General features: G+C 38.7%; 17 protein-coding genes. 15 read left to right on the plus strand and 2 right to left on the minus strand.

Going from position 1 to position 19,475, the window contains the following annotated elements:
- The 9 genes from xseA to spo0A all read left to right on the plus strand — a co-directional run bounded on the left by xseA (position 1) and on the right by spo0A (position 9,688).
- A complete protein-coding gene (xseA, locus tag K3T81_RS06285) occupies positions 1 to 1,353 on the plus strand; it encodes an exodeoxyribonuclease VII large subunit (protein ID WP_106896897.1) in 1,353 nt (450 codons plus the stop codon).
- Positions 1,343 to 1,576 (plus strand): exodeoxyribonuclease VII small subunit, encoded by a 234-nt coding sequence (locus K3T81_RS06290; RefSeq protein WP_036572668.1) that lies wholly within the window; start codon positions 1,343 to 1,345, stop codon positions 1,574 to 1,576. Before xseA ends, K3T81_RS06290 begins: the two co-directional genes overlap by 11 nt.
- Positions 1,576 to 2,460: a polyprenyl synthetase family protein gene (locus K3T81_RS06295; RefSeq protein ID WP_106898523.1), complete on the plus strand. Its 885-nt coding sequence runs from the start codon at positions 1,576 to 1,578 to the stop codon at positions 2,458 to 2,460. The genes K3T81_RS06290 and K3T81_RS06295 overlap by 1 nt, the downstream gene beginning before the upstream one ends.
- Before the next feature lie 744 nt (positions 2,461 to 3,204).
- Positions 3,205 to 3,813, plus strand: coding sequence for a hypothetical protein (locus K3T81_RS06300; RefSeq protein ID WP_106896896.1), 609 nt, complete (start codon positions 3,205 to 3,207; stop codon positions 3,811 to 3,813).
- Entirely contained in the window at positions 3,810 to 4,637 is an 828-nt protein-coding gene (locus tag K3T81_RS06305; protein WP_238018908.1) for a TlyA family RNA methyltransferase, read from the plus strand. Before K3T81_RS06300 ends, K3T81_RS06305 begins: the two co-directional genes overlap by 4 nt.
- Positions 4,638 to 4,842: 205 nt before the next feature.
- A complete protein-coding gene (ahrC, locus tag K3T81_RS06310) occupies positions 4,843 to 5,292 on the plus strand; it encodes a transcriptional regulator AhrC/ArgR (protein WP_036572680.1) in 450 nt (149 codons plus the stop codon).
- A gap of 33 nt (positions 5,293 to 5,325) precedes the next feature.
- Positions 5,326 to 7,044, plus strand: a complete 1,719-nt coding sequence (recN, locus tag K3T81_RS06315; protein ID WP_238018910.1) for a DNA repair protein RecN — start codon at positions 5,326 to 5,328, stop codon at positions 7,042 to 7,044.
- A 289-nt stretch (positions 7,045 to 7,333) separates the two neighbouring features.
- Positions 7,334 to 8,638 carry a SpoIVB peptidase gene (gene spoIVB / locus K3T81_RS06320; RefSeq protein WP_238018912.1) on the plus strand — a complete coding sequence of 435 codons (1,305 nt, stop codon included), beginning with the start codon at positions 7,334 to 7,336 and terminating at the stop codon, positions 8,636 to 8,638.
- Positions 8,639 to 8,911: 273 nt separating this feature from the next.
- On the plus strand, positions 8,912 to 9,688 hold the full coding sequence (gene spo0A, locus K3T81_RS06325; RefSeq protein ID WP_106896893.1) for a sporulation transcription factor Spo0A: 777 nt from the start codon (positions 8,912 to 8,914) through the stop codon (positions 9,686 to 9,688).
- A 102-nt stretch (positions 9,689 to 9,790) separates the two neighbouring features.
- On the opposite strand, the gene K3T81_RS06330 is transcribed toward spo0A, so the two are convergent.
- Together K3T81_RS06330 and K3T81_RS06335 are read right to left on the minus strand one after the other, a co-directional pair.
- Positions 9,791 to 11,137: an aspartate kinase gene (locus K3T81_RS06330; protein WP_106896892.1), complete on the minus strand. Its 1,347-nt coding sequence runs from the start codon at positions 11,135 to 11,137 to the stop codon at positions 9,791 to 9,793.
- Between the two features lie 171 nt (positions 11,138 to 11,308).
- A complete protein-coding gene (locus K3T81_RS06335; RefSeq protein ID WP_238018914.1) occupies positions 11,309 to 11,551 on the minus strand; it encodes a DUF2627 domain-containing protein in 243 nt (80 codons plus the stop codon).
- 135 nt (positions 11,552 to 11,686) lie between these two features.
- Here K3T81_RS06335 and K3T81_RS06340 point away from each other — a divergent pair, with 135 nt between their 5' ends.
- From K3T81_RS06340 to K3T81_RS06365, 6 genes are all read left to right on the plus strand, one after another.
- Positions 11,687 to 13,750 (plus strand): sigma 54-interacting transcriptional regulator, encoded by a 2,064-nt coding sequence (locus K3T81_RS06340; protein WP_106896890.1) that lies wholly within the window; start codon positions 11,687 to 11,689, stop codon positions 13,748 to 13,750.
- Between the two features lie 116 nt (positions 13,751 to 13,866).
- Positions 13,867 to 14,778, plus strand: coding sequence for a phosphate butyryltransferase (gene yqiS, locus K3T81_RS06345; RefSeq protein WP_238018916.1), 912 nt, complete (start codon positions 13,867 to 13,869; stop codon positions 14,776 to 14,778).
- Positions 14,779 to 14,790: 12 nt separating this feature from the next.
- Positions 14,791 to 15,885 (plus strand): branched-chain amino acid dehydrogenase, encoded by a 1,095-nt coding sequence (bcd, locus tag K3T81_RS06350; RefSeq protein WP_106896889.1) that lies wholly within the window; start codon positions 14,791 to 14,793, stop codon positions 15,883 to 15,885.
- A gap of 11 nt (positions 15,886 to 15,896) precedes the next feature.
- Positions 15,897 to 17,030 (plus strand): butyrate kinase, encoded by a 1,134-nt coding sequence (gene buk / locus K3T81_RS06355; RefSeq protein WP_106898520.1) that lies wholly within the window; start codon positions 15,897 to 15,899, stop codon positions 17,028 to 17,030.
- Positions 17,014 to 18,435, plus strand: coding sequence for a dihydrolipoyl dehydrogenase (lpdA, locus tag K3T81_RS06360; protein ID WP_238018918.1), 1,422 nt, complete (start codon positions 17,014 to 17,016; stop codon positions 18,433 to 18,435). The genes buk and lpdA overlap by 17 nt, the downstream gene beginning before the upstream one ends.
- Positions 18,436 to 18,447: 12 nt before the next feature.
- Entirely contained in the window at positions 18,448 to 19,461 is a 1,014-nt protein-coding gene (locus K3T81_RS06365) for a thiamine pyrophosphate-dependent dehydrogenase E1 component subunit alpha (RefSeq protein ID WP_106896887.1), read from the plus strand.
- Positions 19,462 to 19,475: the final 14 nt, after the last annotated feature.

Raw genomic sequence — 19,475 nt, forward strand, 5'->3', positions numbered from 1 at the left:
GTGAAAGACAAGTATTTAACAGTTACTGCATTAACTAGATATTTGAAGCGTAAAATGGATACAGATCCTCACTTAAGAAATGTATGGCTAAGAGGGGAGATTTCTAATTTCAAGCAGCATAGTCGTGGACATATGTACATGACTATTAAAGATGAGCAGGCAAGAATGCAATCTGTCATGTTTGCTGGCAATAATCGGTCTTTAAAATTCAGGCCAGAAAATGGAATGAATGTGCTAATCAAAGGCGAAATAAGTGTCTATGAAGCCCACGGGCAATATCAGCTTTACATACAGGATATGGAACCAGATGGAATAGGGGCATTATATCTAGCCTATGAGCAGTTAAAAGAAAAGCTGAGCAAGCAAGGCTACTTTAACGCGGAATATAAAAAAACTCTTCCACTTTTCCCTGAACACATTGGTATTATAACATCACCAACAGGCGCAGCGGTTAGGGATATTATCACCACAATTAAAAGAAGATATCCCATTGCCGCATTAACCGTTATACCAGTCTTGGTCCAAGGGCCTAATGCTGCTAAGTCAGTAGTGGAAGCAATAGATACTGCGAATAATCGACTCTCCCTTGATGTACTTATTGTAGGGAGGGGTGGTGGATCAATTGAAGAACTTTGGTGTTTTAACGAAGAAATAGTTGCAGAAGCTATTTTTAAGTCAAAGACCCCTATTATATCGGCGGTTGGTCATGAAACTGACACAACGATTAGTGATTTTGTTGCCGATTTACGTGCTCCCACTCCAACTGCAGCAGGAGAAATTGCCGTACAATCTCAGGATGAATTGTTTGAAAGCATTAGGAAAAGTAGAAAAACGGTACAAAGAGAGCTAGAAAGACTACTAACGATTCACCAGAAACAGTTGAAGCAATTAAAACAGTCATATGCTTTCAGGTATCCTGAACAGCTTATTAAACAAAAGGAGCAAGCACTAGATACTGCAGTAGACTCTTTAACAAAAGGGCTATCCTACCAGGTTAGAACCTTGCAAGAGCGTTATCGGAATTTGCATAATCGCATTGCCCTCCAACATCCAAATGAAAAAATTAACCGTGCAGGTGACCGTCTTATTGAGATGAAAAAACGGCAAAATGCTAATATGTCGCAAATATTGCAGAGAAAAACCACCGAGTGGAGTAGTCTAATTGACAAATTGACCTTGCTTAACCCGTTAGAAACAATGAAAAGAGGATTCGCCCTTCCATACAGTTCAAAGGGTGAACTAATTAAGTCCGTTAAAGATGTTAAGAAAAAGGATTATATTGAAGTAACACTAGCAGATGGTAAATTAAACTGTCAGGTACAGGATATCGAGGAGGAGAGCAATGACAGATAAACAAGAACTTTCATTTGAAGAGGCAATGAAGGAGTTGGAAAGCCTAGTTGAAAAATTAGAAGAGGGAGATGTCCCATTAGAAAGAGCCATCACCTATTATCAGGATGGAATGAAGCTTTCTAAACTTTGTAATGACAAATTAAAAAATGTGCAAGAAAAGATGACAACTATTATGAATGAGCAAGGAGATTTAGAACCTTTTCATGTAGAGGGGGAAGAGTGATTTTGACGGACTTAAGTGTATATATCGATCGTAATAAGGAACTGGTTCAAAAAGAATTAATAAACCAGCTTGATCAACTAACAATTCCTGAGGTACTTAAAGAATCAATGCTATATTCTGTGGAAGCTGGTGGGAAAAGACTTAGACCAATCCTACTATTAGCAAGCTACGAGGCTTATGCGGATAAACTTGAGAAGGCCTTGCCAACTGCTGTTGCCCTTGAAATGATTCATACCTACTCCCTTATCCACGATGATTTGCCAGCTATGGATAATGATGATTTTCGGAGAGGGAAACCTACGAACCATAAAGTCTTCAATGAAGCTACAGCAATTTTAGCTGGTGACGCTCTTCTAACATACAGTTTTGAAATTGTGGGAACTGATACAGGTCTCTCTGATGAACAAAGAATTCGCTTAGTCAGAATGCTTGCACAAGTAAGTGGTCCTACTGGGATGGTAGGTGGACAATTACTTGACATGGAAGCAGAAGATCGTGCGGTTTCTTTGGAAGAGTTAGAACGGATTCATACATTAAAGACAGGGGAATTGTTAAGGTTTGCTGTCTTTGCGGGCGCATATATTGCTGGTGCGAATGAAAAACAACTTGTAGCTTTAGAAAAATTCGCATATTATCTTGGTCTCATTTTCCAAGTGCAGGATGATATTCTTGATGTAACAGGAGATCAAGAGAAATTAGGGAAGCCTGTTGGAAGTGATGAAGAAAATCAAAAGAGTACTTATCCAAAATTACTAGGACTTGAAGGTGCTCAAAATAGAAAAGACTACTATGTAATAGAAGCAAAAAAAGCATTGCAACTTGCTGGAGCTGAAGGCTCGACTCTTATGGAATTAACCGATTATTTTAGCAATCGTGATTATTAATTTCCTTTTATAATAAACCATACAGCAATATCGCTTCAGTATAAATCTTACTGGAAAACTGCTTAAATAAATGAAATACGTGCGAGTTTGTGCTATAATATTTTTATAAAAGGAATGGTGCAGTATTCTAGTCAGTCTTCCGTTTCTGAAGGCGGGCCTAAAAATTCGCCAAAGGGCACATCGATGAAGTTCCTTGTGTAGGCTTGAGGCGCCCAGCCTTGGGTTTATGCTGGGAGTTAAGGTTTTTGGGCGATCCACAAAGGCATGTGGGCGTTGACCCGATTACCGCGGAGGCCCATCTCTGTAGTAGCGACTAAGCCTAGGAGCTATTATGGAATGGGGTATGAACCTGCACAATATGGTAAGGGACATCATATTTGCAGCGTAGCCTGCCTTGAGTGGTGTTTGAGGGGATTAGAGTCATAGGTAGCAACTCATATGGCCAATGGGTTGACTATTTTCATCTCTATGAAATCAGCACTGCAAAAGAGGCTAGGGGACGGTTAAAGGCTGCTGAGGAAATCTCCTAGACTGTTCGAAGACTTTTAAAAGGGATTATAGTGTGGACTAAGTGGTAATCCAGTCTAGCAATTGGTGACAATGCTAAGGTGATTTTAAAGGGGAACCGCCTACATGGCAACATGAGGTAATCATCTGGGAAAACCTACTGGACCTAAGCCACAGTTTTTACCTTTTAAATGACCATTCCTTACTACATATTTTAACAATAAATCGAGGTATGAAATGAATCCCAATATAAAGCGTTCTTTGAAGTTTAGCTTAACCATTGCCGTTATCACTTTTGTGCTAGCGGCTATTTTTTCAGTTATCTCTTCCTCTATCTTAGGGGGGGTAGTTTGGTTTGTAGGATTGTTCATTGTCCTATTAATTGTCCTCATCGGTATTTTATTTGATATGATGGGGATTGCTGCAACAGCAGCAGATGAAACACCTTTCCATGCCATGGCAGCAGAAAGGGTACCTGGAGCTAAGGAAGCAGTTATGATCGTAAGAAATGCTGACAGATTCGCGAGCTTCTGTAATGACGTGATCGGAGATATCTCCGGAATTGTAAGTGGTACGGCAACAGCTATCGTTGTTTTACAGATCGCCAACCTGTTTGGTAAAGGCGATGGTTCTACCCTGCAAATTATTCTTTCAGTTGTTTTAACAAGTATTGTAGCTGCATTAACTGTAGGTGGGAAAGCATTAGGGAAATATTTTGGGATTAATGCATCCACAAGAATCATTTTTTTTGCTGGGAAAGTAATATCCCTACTGGAAAATAAATTAAAAATCACTGTGTTTTCTACTACAAAAAATAAGACACGTAATAAAGGACAGACAAGATGACAAAAACAAGATTAGACATATTACTAGTTGAACGAAATTTAATTGAATCTAGAGAAAAGGCAAAGCGAGTCATAATGGCAGGATTGGTTTACTCGGAACAGGAACGCCTCGACAAACCTGGTATGAAAGTCGATAGTGCTATCCCCCTTACTGTAAAAGGTAAACTTATTCCGTATGTCGGAAGAGGTGGACTAAAGCTTGAAAAGGCCTTAAAATATTTTGATATATCAGTAAAAAATAAAATAATGGTGGATGTAGGTTCTTCTACAGGTGGTTTCACTGATTGTGCTTTACAAAATGGGTTGAAGCGAAGCTATGCAATCGATGTTGGCTACAATCAACTTGACTGGAAGCTACGAAATGATAATCGTGTCGTTGTAATGGAACGAACAAATTTTAGATATGTCACCAAGGATATGCTTCAGGAAGGTACTCCTGATCTTGCTACAATCGATGTTTCCTTTATCTCGCTAAGACTTATCTTACCTGTACTGCGACAATTGCTTGCAGAAAATAGTGATGTAATTGCGTTAATTAAACCGCAATTCGAAGCGGGAAGAGAACAAGTGGGGAAAAAGGGAATTGTTCGTGACAAGAAAGTTCATAAACAGGTATTAAAGGATATTATTCATTTTGCAACAGAGGAAGAGTATGAATTAATTGATCTTACATATTCTCCTATTACCGGTGGAGATGGGAATATAGAATTTCTTGCGCACTTTGGCTGGCGAAAAGAAAAGGAAGGAATTCCTGAGTCTAATGTCGAAATAGAAGAGATAGTAGAGCATGCACACCATGAGTTCCATACATCACAAGAAAAATAACGGGCTACCGATGTAGGCCGTTTGTGTTTATCCCGGAGCAAGCGTCCGTAAAACTCCCACTTCGAAACATGAAGTGAAACCGTTAGTTTTTAGTGGGAGTAAACGGCCGCTAACACCCCGATTCGTTCAACTAACAATCAGTGGGAGATGAACAAAAACCTCCACTGATTGAAGTTTCACTTTATAGAAAATGAAGAGGTGTTATATGAGTAAAATACAGCGTCATATTAAAATACGTGAGTTAATAACAGAAAATGAAATCGAAACACAGGATGACCTGGTTGATCGGCTAAAGAGATTAGACTATAAAGTCACCCAAGCAACGGTTTCACGTGATATAAAAGAACTCCATCTAGTAAAGGTTCCTGCATCCAACGGAAAATATAAGTACAGTCTTCCTGCAGATCAACGATTTAACCCACTAGACAAGCTAAAAAGGCTCGTCATGGATGCTTTTGTGAAAATAGAACATGCGAGTCATCTGATTATCCTTAAAACACTACCAGGAAATGCACAAGCAGTTGGCGCATTAATTGATAATCTAGATTGGGAAGAAATTATGGGAACAATCTGTGGTGATGATACATGCCTAATTATTTGCAGAACAGAGGAGAACGCAGCACTAATTAAAGAACGATTTTTAACGATGCTCTAATGATTTTTTCTAAAATGGAGATGAATGTTATATATGTTAACAGAATTATCTATTCGGGATTTTGCAATTATTGATCAAATATCCATAACATTTAATGAGGGGTTAACTGTGCTGACAGGAGAAACTGGTGCTGGTAAGTCTATTATAATTGATGCAGTTCAATTATTAGCAGGTGGCAGAGGATCTGTTGAATTTGTTCGCCATGGAGCCAAAAAAGCTGAGATCGAAGGTTTGTTTACTCTAGATCGAAAAGAGCACCCCATTTATAAAGTGGGCAGGGATTTTGGTATTGAGATATCTGATGAACAAGTCGTTCTTCAACGGACCATAACCTCGAACGGTAAAAGTATATGTCGGGTCAATAGCAAGCTTGTGACTTTAGGGATTCTGCGTGAATTTGGCAAAACATTAATCGATATTCACAGTCAGCATGAAACACAGTCTTTAATGGACCCTGAAAGCCACTTAGAATTGCTTGATCTTTATGATCCGGAAGCAATGAAACCTACAAAGAAAGAATACAGCTACCTTTATGAACGTCTTAGTAGTCTAAAGACAAGGTATAAAGAACTAAGTGAAAATGAACAAGAAATGGCCCACCGTTTAGATTTACTGGAGTTCCAGCTCCAAGAGCTAGAACAAGCAAACTTGGAACCAAATGAAGATACGACGCTTGAAGAAGAACGAATGTCTTTAGCTAACTTCGAAAAAATTTATACCGCTTTGCAAGATGCTTACAATGCTTTATATGGAGAACAAAAAGGACTTGAATGGGTGAACAGTGCCCGTACGGCGTTAGATGTAAGCAGTAATTTTGATTCGTTTATTAGTGATAAAGCGGAGGAAATTTCCAATCATTATTATGCCCTGGAGGAATTAACCTATTCTTTGAGGAACTATAGTGAATCACAACAATATAATCCGGAAAGGCTAAATGAAGTAGAGTCCAGATTAAATGAAATCAACAGATTAAAGAAGAAATACGGACCTACTGTTAATGATATTCTTCATTATATGGCGAAGATAGAAGAAGAAATTGAAGAGATAACCAATAAAGATTCCCACCTTGCTAAACTTTCTGAACAAATAGAGGACGTTAGGAAGGATGCATTTCTTGAGGCCAAACAGTTGCATGATATACGAGTAAAAAATGCGAATGCATTAATGGAAGAGATTAAGAACGAGTTAAAAGATCTTTATTTAGAGAAGTCGACTTTTTCAATATCATTCCAACAAATGAATCAAGATGAAGCGGGACTCGATGAGCAAAAGCAAAAGTTGCATAAGAATGGCTTTGATAGAGTGCGCTTTTTAATTTCTACAAATGCAGGCGAGCCGTTGAAAGATCTTCATAAAGTAGCATCAGGTGGTGAATTATCACGGATTATGCTGGCGCTGAAAAAAATCTTTGCCAAGCATCAGGGTGTAACTAGCGTTATATTTGATGAAGTCGATACTGGAGTAAGTGGACGTGTAGCTCAATCTATTGCGGAGAAGATTTATCAAATATCAAGTAGTTCTCAGGTGTTATGTATTACTCACTTGCCACAGGTAGCAGCCATGGCTGATACCCATAAACTCATTGAAAAAGCTGAGAGTAACAACCGTACTGCTACAAAAGTTGAAGAATTGACGACTGATCAACAAGTGGTGGAATTGAGTAGGATGATTACTGGCACGAAGCTTACTGAAACTGCCAAGGATCATGCAAAGGAATTACTTGACATGGCTCTTACATTTAAATCCAAATAAAAAGGATATTTTTTCTTAAAAAGTCAGATGCTATAATAACTGGCTTTTTTATTTTGCTTTAATTAAGCCTTCGGAACTACTGCGGTTTGATACATATGCAAATTTCTTCCAACCTGTTGTGAATACATACGAGAAAAGCTCCTTTATAAAAGGTTATACCAAAATTAACGGTGATAAAAAAGGAAATGTTACACATCTTGCTTAGGTTTCACCAGTTTAAAACAGGTCTTGTTCGGTCAAATTAGAAGTACAGAAATAAATAAGTTGGTATGGGTTAGGAACGAGGAGAGTGAATGGAAACTTGAAACCACAAGAAAATAAAATACGACTATGGGTTGGCTCGATATTGTTTGCTTTCGTATTATCCATACCCTTTATATCCCCTGTAAAGCAGTACCTATCCATTCCAGATGAAATTGTTACTTTTCATAACGAGTCACCGATTGAACTGCCAAATTTAGGAGAAAAATCGCACATTGCCTCAAGCAGTCAAGCTGTACAGGCTGTAGATAGTTCTGTTTTTGAAACGAAGGATTCTGGAAATAGTCAACTTATGTATGAAGTTGCAGGCTTGCCAATAAAAAAAGTTGATGTATCTGTCTTAGATGATATGAAAGTAATTCCAGGAGGGCAATCCATTGGGGTACAACTACACACACAAGGTGTATTGGTTGTTGGGCATCACTTGGTAAATGTTGCAGATAAGTCGCTATCTCCAGGTGAAGAAGCAAAAATTAAGGTTGGCGATATTTTGTTGGAGATTGATGGTAAACCGATCAAAGAAATGAAGGAAGTAAGACCATTTGTAGAAAAAGCTGGTCAACAAAATAAGTCATTGGATGTAAAAATAAAAAGGGGCAAGGAAATAATTGATACGAAACTGACTCCGGTGTTAGACGATAAGGAAGAAGATTATAAAATTGGTCTATATATCAGGGACTCGGCAGCCGGAATTGGTACGATGACGTTTTATGAACCCAAATCGAAGAAATACGGTGCTTTAGGGCATGTTATATCAGATATGGATACGAAAAAACCTATTGAGATACACGACGGTACCATTGTGAAATCGACTGTTACGGCCATAGAAAAAGGAAATAATGGCGTCCCCGGGGAAAAACAAGCAAGGTTTTCTGTGAAGGAAAACCAAATTGGATCCATCACAAAAAATACACCGTTTGGCATATTTGGTAAGTTGGAAGAGACCATTAAAAATGGCAAAAATGACAAACCTTTGCCAGTAGCTTTATCCCATGAAGTAAAAGAAGGACCAGCAAAGATACTAACCGTACTTGAGGATGAAAAAGTGGAGGAATTTGATATTGAGGTAGTAAGCTCTGTTCCTCAAAAATTCCCGGCAACAAAAGGAATGGTCATTCAGGTTACAGATAAGGAGCTCCTGAAAAAGACAGGAGGGATTGTTCAGGGCATGAGTGGTAGTCCTATCATACAAGATGGTAAGATAATTGGGGCCGTGACACACGTTTTTGTCAATGATCCTACATCAGGATATGGGGTTCATATTGAATGGATGCTTCAAGATGCTGGGGTTAATATATATAAGCAAACAAGAGAAGAGCAAAAAGCGGGTTAAAGTAGTGACTTGTATGGATATTTTCCATCCAAGTCACTTTTTTTGTAATTAACAGAAAACAAAACGCCAAATTATGTTATACTTACAATGTAAATATTTTTCGACAAATCATGTATATATTTATCGAATCATAGCGTAACTCGTAGTAAAACGGTGATATTTTTAGTATCTGCAGAAAAAGCCAAAGTTTTTTAAATAAATAAAGGATATTTAGAAGTTATGTAGAATAAGTAAGAATAAGAAGAGTTTACTACATAAAGGAGGAGCTTTTGAGTGGATAAAATTTCGGTTTGTTTGGTGGATGATAACAGAGAGTTAGTGCAGTTAATGGAGGATTACTTTGAAGAGCAAGAAGATATTGAGGTGATTGGTACAGCATTCAATGGCAGAGATTGTCTTACAATGTTAGAAGACCATGAACCCGACGTGTTAATATTAGATATTATTATGCCACATGTTGACGGTCTTGCCGTTTTAAATACAGTTCGAGGAATGGATGGCAACAAGCCAAATGTAATTATGCTAACAGCATTTGGCCAAGAGGAAGTAATGAAAAAGGCCGTAGATTTAGGTGCTTCCTATTTTATATTAAAACCGTTTGACCTTGACAACTTAGCTGATCAGGTTCGTCAGGTTCAGGGAACAAACTCGATGCCTTCTTCCGCCAAAAAGGTGGTACGTAAGGAAAAAAAGAAGCAAGATCTTGAAGCGAGTATTACGAATATTATTCATGAAATTGGTGTGCCTGCACATATTAAAGGCTACATGTATTTGCGAGAGGCAATTACGATGGTATATAACGACATAGAATTACTTGGTTCCATTACAAAGGTTCTTTATCCGGATATTGCTAAGAAGTTTAACACAACAGCTTCTCGTGTTGAAAGGGCGATTCGCCATGCGATTGAAGTAGCTTGGAGCAGGGGGAATATAGATTCAATTTCCGCTTTATTTGGTTATACCATCTCCATTACAAAAGCAAAGCCAACAAATTCCGAATTCATCGCAATGGTTGCAGATCGTTTGAGATTAGAACATAAAGCAAGTTAAGATAACATAATAAAAGGAAAAAGATGATTCGCCTCAAGGGAATCATCTTTTTCCTTTTATATTAATGTAGGATAAGAGGGTGTCTGCAAATTATTGCAAAACTTAATCAAAAAACACATGATATAGCGATTCTACAGAACGGTTAAGGTCCGCCGCTTTTATCCCGAACATCATAGAAACCTCTGAAGAACCCTGGTTAATCATCTCAATATTCACGTTAGCACTTGCAAGCGCGGTAGTTGCTTTTTGTGCAACACCAACAGTGCTAACTAAGCCTTCACCTACCACCATAATCATAGCCAAGTCCCTGTGCATGATTATCGTGTCAGGATGTAGCTCATCGTATATACGCTTTGTTATGTTAGCTTCTTTCTCTTTTGTTAGCTTGCTGTCACGTATAATGACGGACATGTCATCAATACCAGACGGTGCATGCTCAAACGAGACGCCTTCATCCTCTAAAATGTTCAATAGTTTCCTACCAAAGCCAATTTCTCTGTTCATAAGGTATTTACTTACATACAAACTGCTAAATCCGGTGTCACTTGCAATACCAACGACACATTTTTCGTCTTGTTTTTTCTCAGCTACAATATTTGTTCCTGGTAAGTGTGGTTTATTTGTATTTTTAATACACACAGGAATTTGTTCTTTAAAAGCTGGTATAAGTGCTTCGTCGTGAAAAACAGAAAATCCTGCATAGGAAAGTTCTCGCATTTCTTTGTATGTTAATGTCTTAATTTCTTTTGGATTTGCTACGATGGATGGGTTAACCGCATAAACGGAATCCACATCTGTAAAATTTTCGTAGAGTGTTGCTTTTACTCCTGCTGCGACAATGGATCCGGTTATATCAGAACCACCTCTAGAAAACGTCATTAATTCACCGTGCTCTGTGTATCCGAAAAATCCAGGTATAACTAATATTCCGACTTTTTCACGTAAGTTGTATATTCTTGCAAAGCTACCATCCAAAATTTGTGCATTACCTGGATCATTACTCACGATAATGCCAGCATCCTTTGGATTAATATAAGAAGCATCTAACCCAATCGAACAAAGATAGGCACTAAGAATCTTTGCAGAACTATCTTCCCCAATAGACTTTAGTGCATCTAGTTTGTAAATTGAGGATGCGTCTTGACTTATTACGGATTTAATTGTTTGTTCAATGTCCTCTAGCAGAGCTATATCAAGCGAAAGGTCTTCCGTTATCTCTCTAAAACGATCGATGACTTTTTCATAGCTTTGCTCATATGATTCACCATTTATGTATGCTTCCCCGAGCTGAATTAATAAATCGGTTATTTTTACATCATCAGGTGTCCTTTTACCTGGAGCAGAGACGACAATAATTTTTCTTGCGGGGTCGTCTTGAATTATATTACCCACTTTTTGAAGTTGGGTTGCTGTTGCCATCGAGCTTCCCCCAAATTTTGCTACTTTCATAAAAAGCCTCCTGAATCAATAATTTTTATATAAAATAATAACACACTTCCAGAAATATGGACACTAAAAAACAGTAGAGATACCTCTTCGTTTTATCGCACTGAGTTAAAAGTTTTAAAAAAGAAGAATGTCGAGCTAAAGGGAGAACCTTCTTTCCATAAAAAAAGATGGCTACTTGTCCATCTTTTTTGTTTGTTCTTTGTTTTTTTGTCTTTTCCGATCCCGATAAACAATAAAACCTCCGATGAAGCCTAAGCCTGCAATGAAAAAGAGAAGACCGGCAACAAATTGTACACCTGTATGTAGAAAAATAGGATAGAATTCAGAAAAAAGTGCGTCTCTCATAAGTTTAATGCCAAATGCTGCAATAATACCTGGAATAAAGAGAACAATTAAGGCAAGTGATCTACTCATATGATTTCCCCTTGGATTATATATTCCTTATTATTATATCAGAGGTTGGACGCTAAATGTACCCCAAAGGTATTTGCCAAAGTATGCAGGATAGCGTATTATAGAACTGTGCAAATTAATGCAAGGTGGGATGAGATGAAGCGTGTACTTATCGTTGGGGCAGGTAAAGGCGGTAGTATTCTGTTAAACATACTTTATCAGGCAAACCAGATGAACATTGTAGCAGTAATTGATGTAGACAAACAGGCTGAAGGTTTAGAGGTTGCCCAAAAGTATGGAATTGAAATAGGTCATGACTGGAAAAAGTGGATAGACAAAGATATAGACATTATTATTGAAGCAACAGGGAAAGAACAGGTACTGGATGAAATTGTTGACAAACGAAACAGAAAAACAGTTGTAATCCCAGGAAGTGTTGCATACATAATCTCGGAGCTTTTTAACGAGAAAGAAGCCTTGCTTGAACGCATAAAGCTGGAGATGAACAATCAACATCTTATTTTAAATAACATTCGAGACGGAATGATTGTTGTTAATAATCAAGGTGTTGTTCAGTTTGTGAATAAAAGTGCTGAACAAATTATTGGTCTAGCGAAAAAACAAGTAGAAGGGAAATATATCCAGACCGTTATACCCAATACTCGTCTACCAAAGATTCTTCGCAATAAGCGTAAAGAGGTAAACCAAAAATTAACGCTTGATAACGGGAAACAGATCATTACTACGAGAATTCCTGTTATAGACGCTGAGCAAAATTTGGTTGGTGCGTTTGCTGTTTTTAAAGATATTACAGAGGTTGTGAACCTTGCAGAAGAAAATACGGACCTAAATGAGATAAAAACGATGCTAGAGGCAATAATTCATTCATCTGATGAAGCCATTACCGTCGTAGATGAAAACGGGAACGGGATGATGATTAACCCTGCTTACACGCGAATCACTGGATTAAAGGAAGCAGATATAATCGGTAAGCCGGCAACAGTGGATATTTCTGAAGGGGAAAGCATGCATTTAAAGGTGCTGCAGACCCGCAGAGCTGTAAGAGGAGTTAGAATGAAAGTTGGCCCAGGACGTAAGGATGTTTATGTCAACGTAGCACCTATCATCGTGGATGGAAAAATAAAGGGTAGCGTCGGTGTTTTACATGATGTCTCAGAAATTCAGTCGCTAACCAGTGAACTAAGACGGGCTAGACAAATCATTCGTAACCTTGAAGCGAAATACACATTCCGAGACATTCTTGGGGATTCAGTGGAAATGAAGCTGGCTTTGGAACAGGCAAAGGTAGGAGCCAAAACACCAGCAATTGTATTGCTGAGAGGTGAGTCAGGTACTGGGAAGGAACTATTTGCCCACGCAATTCATAATGAAAGTGACAGGAAGCATAATAAATTCATTCGGGTAAATTGCGCGGCTATTGCTGAATCGATTTTGGAAAGTGAGTTATTTGGTTATGAAGAGGGAGCGTTTTCGGGAGCCAAGCATGGTGGGAAAAAGGGTTACTTTGAAGAAGCAAATAACGGTAGCATTTTCCTTGATGAAATCGGGGAATTATCTTTAAATATGCAAGCGAAATTATTGCGTGTACTCCAAGAGCAAGAGATTGTACGGGTAGGTGGCACAGAGCCAATTAGCATAAACGTTCGTATTATTGCTGCGACAAATGTTAACCTTGAAAAAGCAATAATAAAAAAATCATTTCGTGAAGATCTGTATTATCGGTTGAATCGCCTCCCAATTTACATTCCAAGACTAAAGGAGAGGTTATCTGACCTGCCTGTTCTTGTTCAGCATATGATTCTAAAAATCAATGAAGATTATGGACGTAATGTCCAATCGATTTCGGATGAAGCACTGAATAAGTTAAAGAACTACCATTGGCCAGGTAATATTAGGGAGCTAGAAAATGTAATTGGACGTGCCATGATATACATGGACATGTCACAGGAAGAGATAAAAGCAAAAGATCTTCCTAATCTTCAATCAGTTCGAATAGAAACAGATACCCAGAATTTTATTCCAAGGCAAGGACAACCACTCCAAGAGGCTATGGAAAAATTTGAACGTACTTATATATATGAAACATACAAGCAAAACAACTTTAATAAAACAAAAACAGCTAAAGATTTAAAAATATCCATTCGTAATCTTTATTACAAAATGGAAAAATATAAAATTGAAAAAAACGACATGCAATAGTTTGCATGTTTGCATGCTTGCGTCAAATCAATAGCACCTTAAATACGCGTTAATACGGCAAAAGGAAGTTGGCATGAAATTTGCTACATATATAATGGGCAGACAGGAGGTCAAACTTGAAGAGTTTAGATGCGCTTATAACAACCAATCGAAATACAGAAAACAGAAAAACCGTGTCCATTGCAAATGCAGGAGATAAAGAAGTGTTACTGGCTGTACGAGATGCTTTAGAACAAGATCTATGTTCATTTATACTATTCGGTAACGTGGAGAAAATTAAAGATGCAGCAATAGAGATTACCCTCGATTTGGAAAATCCTTTTATTAATGTTAAAGAAACAGCGACACCTGATGCAGCGGCTCAAGCTGCTGTTAAGGCAGTTTCACAACAGGAAGCGGATGTTTTAATGAAAGGGAATATTGCAACAAAGACGCTATTAAAGGCTGTTTTAAACAAGGAATTTGGACTTAGAACGGGAAACATTTTATCACATGTTGCGCTTTTTGAAATTCCCGGCCGTGAACGCTTGGTATTTTTAACAGATCCAGCAATGAACATCACGCCAAATTTAAAGGAAAAAGCCGAAATTATTAAAAATGCTGTGGTGGTAGCTAGAGGCATCGGTTTAGAGAAACCAAAAGTCGCGGTCCTAGCTCCTGTTGAAACAGTGAACGAGGCAATGCAGTCCACCGTTGATGCAGCATTACTTACGCAAATGCAAAAACGTGGCCAAATTAAAAATTGTATTGTCGATGGTCCATTAGCTTTTGATAATGCTGTTTCTATTGAAGCAGCAAAGCATAAAGGTATCCAATCTGAAGTAGCAGGGGATCTAGACATTTTGTTAGTACCGACGATTGATGTTGGCAATGCACTTTATAAATCATTTATTTATTTTGCAGGTGCAAATGTGGCGGCTATGGTTAGTGGTGCAAAAGCACCAATTGTTTTGCCGTCGAGATCAGATGATGCAAAGAGTAAATTATACTCATTGTCTTTAGCTTTAGCTACTACAACTACTTTTTAGGAGGAAATTATAATGGAAATATTTACTTATATGGAGAAATATGATTATGAACAGCTTGTTTTTTGTCAGGATAAGAGCTCTGGACTGAAGGCCATTATAGCCATACATGATACAACTTTAGGACCTGCACTTGGTGGGACTAGAATGTGGACATATAAATCTGAAGCAGAGGCGATTGAAGATGCACTTCGACTTGCTAAAGGCATGACATATAAAAATGCAGCTGCTGGATTAAATCTGGGTGGAGGGAAAACCGTTATTATCGGGGATCCGAAAAAAGATAAGAATCCAGAAATGTTCCGTGCCTTTGGTAGATATATTCAGGGGTTAAATGGTCGTTATATTACGGCAGAGGATGTTGGAACTACTGTCCATGATATGGATTTAATTCACCTTGAAACAGATTTTGTAACAGGAATTTCACCTGAATCTGGTTCATCAGGCAATCCTTCCCCTGTCACTGCCTACGGCGTTTACAAAGGAATGAAAGCAGCAGCTATGGAAGCTTATGGTAGTGATTCACTAGAAGGAAAAACAGTTGCTATACAGGGAGTAGGAAATGTTGCGTATGCGCTCTGTGAATTCCTACATGAGGAAGGTGCTAAACTAATCGTAACAGATATCAATAAACAATCTGTTGAGAGAGCTGTAGAGGCATTTAATGCAACAGCGGTAGACCCGGATGATATCTATGATGTTGATTGTGATATTTATGCACCTTGTGCATTGGGTGCAACAGTTAATGATGATACAATAAATCGATTAAAAGCAAAAATTATTGCTGGATCAGCAAATAATCAGCTTAAGTCTTCTAAGCACGGGGACATCATTCATGAAAAAGGGATCGTTTATGCACCAGACTATGTTATAAATTCTGGTGGTGTTATTAATGTTGCGGACGAACTCGTTGGATATAATCAAAAACGTGCCATGAAAAAAGTTGAAACAATATATGATAGTTTAACAAGGGTATTTGAAATTTCCAGAACTGATAACATTCCAACATATGTAGCTGCTGATCGTATGGCAGAAGAGCGGATTGAAGCGAAAAGAAATTCAAGAAGCCAATTTTTACTAAATGACCACCATATCCTGAGCAGAAGGTAATCGTGTGTGCAATGGAGGGTAATACTTTGCAATTAAATTACAGAAACTTAGTCATTAATCCTGGCTCTACTTCTACTAAAATTGGGGTTTTTGAGAATGACATATGTATTTTCGAAAAGTCAATACGTCATAGTGGGGAAGATCTTAGCCAGTATTCCAACATAATGGATCAATATGATTTTAGAAAAAACGTTATTCTTGAACAATTAGACTATGAAGGCATTAACATTTCCAAATTGAGTGCTGTTTGCGGCAGGGGTGGTCTATTACAACCCATTGAAGGTGGAACTTATGAGGTGAACGACATCATGCTACATGACCTGCAAACCGGTTATAATGGCGAACATGCTTCAAACCTTGGAGGGATTATCGCTAATGAAATTGCCAGTGGGTTAAACATCCCTGCATTTATTGTCGACCCGGTGGTTGTGGATGAACTTGCTGATATAGCACGATACTCAGGAGTACCAGAAATACCAAGAAAGAGCATCTTCCATGCTTTAAACCAAAAAGCTGTAGCGAGAAAAGCAGCCCGCGATGCTGAAAAAGCATATGAAGAGATGAATATGATTGTCACACATATGGGCGGTGGAATAACCATAGGGGCCCATAAAGGTGGCAAAGTAATAGATGTAAACAACGGACTACATGGGGATGGCCCATTTTCTCCAGAACGTGCGGGAACGGTTCCAGCAGGTGATCTCGTTTCACTATGCTTTTCTGGAGAGTACTACGTTGGTGAAATTATGAAAAAAATAGTAGGGCAGGGTGGCCTAATGGCATACCTTGAAACAAACGATGCAGTAGAAGTAGAAAAGCGAATTGCAGCCGGAGATACATACGCGGAAGAAGTATATGAAGCGATGGCTTATCAAATTGCAAAGGAAATCGGATCCATGGCTTCCGTTCTTCAGGGGAGAGTAGATCTGATCGTGCTTACTGGTGGCTTGGCTTATGGGAAAACCTTTACTGAAATGATTATGAAACGGGTAAAGTGGATTGCTGATACGGTCGTATACCCAGGGGAAAATGAATTAGAGGCACTTAATGAGGGCGTTCTTCGAGTGCTTCGAGGGCAAGAAGAACCTAAAGTTTATCCTAATGATGATAAAGAGGAGCGATTCTTGTATGGCGAAAGAATATGATTTAGTCATTCTTGGTGGAGGAACGGGCGGCTATGTGGCTGCTATTCGTGCCTCCCAACTAGGAATGCAAGTAGCAGTAGTGGAAAAAGGAGAATTAGGTGGAACATGCCTGCATAGAGGCTGTATTCCATCAAAAGCTCTTTTAAGAAGTGCAGAGGTATTTAGACAGACAAAAGAAGCTGCCGAGTATGGTGTGGAAACGAAGGATCCGAGCATAAACTTTAATAAAGTACAAGAAAGAAAGAATAAAATTGTTGATACATTGCATAAAGGTGTACAAGGATTAATGAAAAAGGGGAAAATCGATGTTTTCCAGGGCTATGGCCGTATTTTAGGACCAAGTATTTTTTCTCCAATGCCTGGAACCATATCCATTGAATATGCTAACGGCGATGAAAATACAATGATCGTCCCTAAAAATGTTCTTATCGCAACAGGCTCTAAACCTAAATCACTTCCTGGATTGGAACTGGACGGGGAAATGGTCATGAGTTCTGATGATGCTTTAAAAATGCAAACTCTCCCTAAGTCTATTCTTATTGTTGGAGGCGGCGTTATTGGTGTTGAATGGGCTTCTATGCTGACTGACTTTGGGGTAAAGGTGACTGTCTTGGAATATGCGACACAAATCTTACCAACAGAGGATAAGGATGTTGCTTCAGAGGTTGAAAAGCAATTGAAAAAAAGAGGCGTAACGTTTGTTAAAGGTGCAAAGGTTCTTCCTGATAGTCTTGAACTTAGCAGCAATGTAACTATTTCAGCAGAAAAAGCGGATGCCGTGGAATCCTATACTGCTGATAAAATGCTTGTGTCTGTCGGACGTGAAGCAAATACAACCAACATTGGAATAGAAAACACGGACATTGTATTAGAAAATGGCTTTATCAAAACAAATGCATTCTTCCAAACGAAAGAATCACATATATACGCAATTGGAGATGTTATTGGTGGGATGCAACTTGCTCATGTGGCATCACACGAAGGTATTGTAGCTGTCGAGCATATGGCAGACGAAAAACCTCTTGCATTAGAATATGATAATATTCCTTCTTGCATCTATTCAAGCCCTGAGGCGGCAAGCGTAGGTTTAACTGAGAAACAGGCTACTGAAAAAGGCTATGAAGTAAAGGTTGGAAAGTTTCCTTTTAAAGCAATTGGAAAAGCATTGGTTCACGGGGAATCAGAAGGCTTTGTAAAAATAGTTGCAGACAAGAAAACCGATGACTTGCTTGGTATTCATATGGTTGGTCCACATGTAACGGATCTTATCTCAGAAGCTGGACTTGCCAAAGTGTTGGATGCTACACCATGGGAGTTAGCTCATACAGTACACCCACATCCGACACTTTCCGAAATAGTTGGAGAAGCTGCTTTAGCAGTAGAAGGAAAGCAGATACATGGGTAAAAGATAGTTTTAATGAAAAAGGAGGCTATTAAATTGGGAAAAGAACGTCATGAAGCGTTAGGATTGACTGATGATCAGGTTATTGAAATGTTTAGAACCATGCTGCTTGCCAGAAAATTGGATGAGCGCATGTGGCTTTTAAATCGTGCTGGTAAAATTCCGTTTGTTATTTCCTGTCAGGGACAGGAGGCCGCTCAGGTAGGGGCTTCCTTTGCACTAGATCGGGAGAAAGATTACACGGCACCATATTATCGAGATATGGGTGTGGTTCTAGCATTTGGTATGACCGCAAAAGAGTTGATGTTATCAGGTTTCGCAAAAGCAGAAGACCCTAACTCAGGTGGAAGACAGATGCCTGGGCATTTTGGCCAGAAAAAGAACAGAATTTTAAGTGGTTCTTCCCCAGTAACTACACAAGTACCACATGCAGTGGGCGTGGCACTAGCTGGTAAAATGGAAAAGAAGGATTTTGTTTCTTTTGTAACTCTTGGAGAAGGTTCATCTAATCAAGGGGACTTTCATGAAGGATTGAACTTTGCAGGGGTACATAAGCTCCCTGTTATTACAATGGTAGAAAACAATAAATATGCGATATCTGTTCCAATAGAGAAACAAATTGCGAGCAAAAATGTTTCTGACCGTGCGATTGGTTATGGGATGCCTGGAGTAACGGTTGACGGAAATGACCCGTTAGCTGTATATAAAGCTGTTAAAGAAGCAAGAGAAAGGGCGATCAACGGAGAAGGCCCGACCCTAATTGAAGCAGTTTCATACAGACTTACTGCACATTCTAGTGATGATGATGATCGTCAGTATCGCGAAAGTGATGAAGTGGAAGAAGCCAGGAAGAAGGATTCTATCATTACTTTTGCTGCGTACTTAAAGGAAAATGGTGTGTTAAGTGATGAATCGGAAAAAGAAATGATAGACGAAATTAACTCCATTGTAAATGAAGCAACTGACTATGCTGAGAACGCAGCATACGCTGAAGCGGAACATGCATTAAAATATGTTTATGAAGAGTAGGGAGGGAATAGAAA

It is taken from the genome of Oceanobacillus jordanicus (assembly GCF_022095695.1).
Classification (GTDB): Bacteria; Bacillota; Bacilli; order Bacillales; family Amphibacillaceae; genus Oceanobacillus_B; species Oceanobacillus_B jordanicus.

Bases quoted from the DNA above. Each gene is read 5' to 3' on its own strand.
- K3T81_RS06330 (WP_106896892.1), bottom strand. From the start codon at position 11,137: ATGAAAGTAGCAAAATTTGGGGGAAGCTCGATGGCAACAGCAACCCAA.
- lpdA (WP_238018918.1), top strand. From the start codon at position 17,014: ATGGCGAAAGAATATGATTTAGTCATTCTTGGTGGAGGAACGGGCGGC.
- K3T81_RS06305 (WP_238018908.1), top strand. From the start codon at position 3,810: ATGACAAAAACAAGATTAGACATATTACTAGTTGAACGAAATTTAATT.
- bcd (WP_106896889.1), top strand. From the start codon at position 14,791: ATGGAAATATTTACTTATATGGAGAAATATGATTATGAACAGCTTGTT.
- K3T81_RS06300 (WP_106896896.1), top strand. From the start codon at position 3,205: ATGAATCCCAATATAAAGCGTTCTTTGAAGTTTAGCTTAACCATTGCC.
- K3T81_RS06335 (WP_238018914.1), bottom strand. From the start codon at position 11,551: ATGAGTAGATCACTTGCCTTAATTGTTCTCTTTATTCCAGGTATTATT.
- K3T81_RS06340 (WP_106896890.1), top strand. From the start codon at position 11,687: ATGAAGCGTGTACTTATCGTTGGGGCAGGTAAAGGCGGTAGTATTCTG.
- buk (WP_106898520.1), top strand. From the start codon at position 15,897: ATGGAGGGTAATACTTTGCAATTAAATTACAGAAACTTAGTCATTAAT.
- recN (WP_238018910.1), top strand. From the start codon at position 5,326: ATGTTAACAGAATTATCTATTCGGGATTTTGCAATTATTGATCAAATA.
- K3T81_RS06365 (WP_106896887.1), top strand. From the start codon at position 18,448: ATGAAAAAGGAGGCTATTAAATTGGGAAAAGAACGTCATGAAGCGTTA.
- ahrC (WP_036572680.1), top strand. From the start codon at position 4,843: ATGAGTAAAATACAGCGTCATATTAAAATACGTGAGTTAATAACAGAA.
- K3T81_RS06290 (WP_036572668.1), top strand. From the start codon at position 1,343: ATGACAGATAAACAAGAACTTTCATTTGAAGAGGCAATGAAGGAGTTG.